The 1,701-nt window shown below is 46.4% G+C and carries 2 protein-coding genes and 1 pseudogene; all 3 read right to left on the reverse strand.

Annotation, left to right across the window (positions count from 1 at the left end; all coding sequences use genetic code 11):
• A pseudogene (locus RFW85_RS06345) lies at positions 1-825 on the reverse strand (IS66-like element ISAba46 family transposase); the annotation flags it as partial.
• Positions 826-899: 74 nt separating this feature from the next.
• On the reverse strand, positions 900-1,235 hold the full coding sequence (gene tnpB / locus RFW85_RS06350) for an IS66 family insertion sequence element accessory protein TnpB (RefSeq protein ID WP_004832949.1): 336 nt from the start codon (positions 1,233-1,235) through the stop codon (positions 900-902).
• Complete coding sequence (locus RFW85_RS06355; RefSeq protein ID WP_004646130.1) at positions 1,232-1,615, reverse strand: transposase; 384 nt, start codon at positions 1,613-1,615, stop codon at positions 1,232-1,234. Before RFW85_RS06355 ends, tnpB begins: the two co-directional genes overlap by 4 nt.
• Positions 1,616-1,701 lie beyond the last annotated feature (86 nt).

Raw genomic sequence — 1,701 nt, forward strand, 5'->3', positions numbered from 1 at the left:
CATAATGGTGACCGGCGTTTCATCGGCATGGATCACCCGCTGTTGCAGCACCACCTGTTTTAAGGCATTGGCCAGAGGTTCCAGTTCCACACCGCAGCGACCAATCCAGTCAGATAACGTGGATCTGGACAGATCAATGCCCGCCCGCTGATAGATCAGGCGCTGACGGTACAGCGGTAAATGATCGGCATACTTCGATACCAACACATGGCTGAGCAGTTCAGGTGAAGCAATGCCTTTATCAATCACATAGGCTGGCATCGCTTGCTGAGTCAGGGTGTCGCACTGATCACAGACCCATTTGCCACGGATATGCTGTTCCTTATAGAACTGTGCCGGTCTGAAATGCAGTTTTTCACTGACATCTTCGCCGATACGCCGGAGTTGGCATCCACAAGCACATTGGGTTGATGCAGGTTCATGCTCAATACGGATGGTGTGTAGATGATCTGGCAGTGGTCGACGTTTAGGTTTATTGACTGTGGCTTTGTGTGTCACTGCATCGGTTTTATCTGCATTCAGCCGCTCCAGTTCTAGATCAACCGCGGCAATATCTTCTTCAACCGCTTCATCCCACAGATGGATTTGTTTTGCCGTTAAGTGTTCATTCTTTTGGGCGAATTTGTGCTTTTTAAACAGCGCCAGTTCATGCTCGTATTTTTGAGTGAGAATAGAAAGATGTTGAACTTTGGCATCCAATTGCTGGTTTGATTTTTCTAACTCTTGATTTGATTCTGCCAGAGACTGATGCTGCATTGCCAACTGTCTGGTGAATTCCAGCAGTTGTTCATGGGTCAGTTGGCTTAAGTCAGGCAGCGTATTCATGACCGCAGTATGCCTGAGGTCATGAGAAGAATGAAATAGAACGTTTGGAGAATAGCAGAATGGAACAGTCTGGTTTAAAGCATCGTCACCACCTGCTGTCGTCCAATGCGCTGCCAAGGTAAACCCTGGATCAGTGCCTGTAACTGTTCCGGACTTATCGCCATGCTTTCACCCTGGTGAACCTGCGCCCAGTGGAATTTTCCCTGTTCCAGCCGCCGGGCACACAGCCAGATGCCCAGTCCATCATGTACCAGCACTTTCATGCGATGGCCACGTTTATTACAGAACAGGTAAGCACAATGCGGTTTGATGTAGCCAAAGGCTCTCACCACCTGAGCCATGACAATATCCATCCCTGCTCGCATATCCAGAGGTTGGGTAGAAAGCCAGATTTCATCAATGCGGATCATGTTGCAAGTGCCTTGAGTAATTCTGCTAAAGCAGATATTTCTGATACTTGCCATTTCAAGCCAATTTCTGCTTTTGAGTGGGGTAAAGTAATTTGAACCTTTAACATGTCAGTAGGAGTAGGATCTAATGGTGCAGAGCAAGATAAGGCAATAAATGCAGGTTTATTCGGTAGTGGTGAGCGATCATTCCCTGGCTTAGCATCAATTAAGCGAATCCATTTGGATACAAGATTTGTATTCAATCCATGTTGCAAAGCGACCGAAGCAATTGAAACGTCCGGTGCTTTACAAGCCTGAACGATCTGCTGTTTAAATTCAGCACTGTATGTTCTTCGTTTTTTCGCAAGAGATGCGATGGATGTCTGGTGATTTGTAGTCATAAATTTTAGTCCCCACTTGTTTTTAAGTGTGGACTAAATTAAGGCTTATAGGATGAATTCAGAAGGTGTGTTCAGCGGACGCTTAC

This window comes from Acinetobacter sp. 12966 (assembly GCF_031196995.1).
GTDB classification, from domain to species: domain Bacteria; phylum Pseudomonadota; class Gammaproteobacteria; order Pseudomonadales; family Moraxellaceae; genus Acinetobacter; species Acinetobacter geminorum.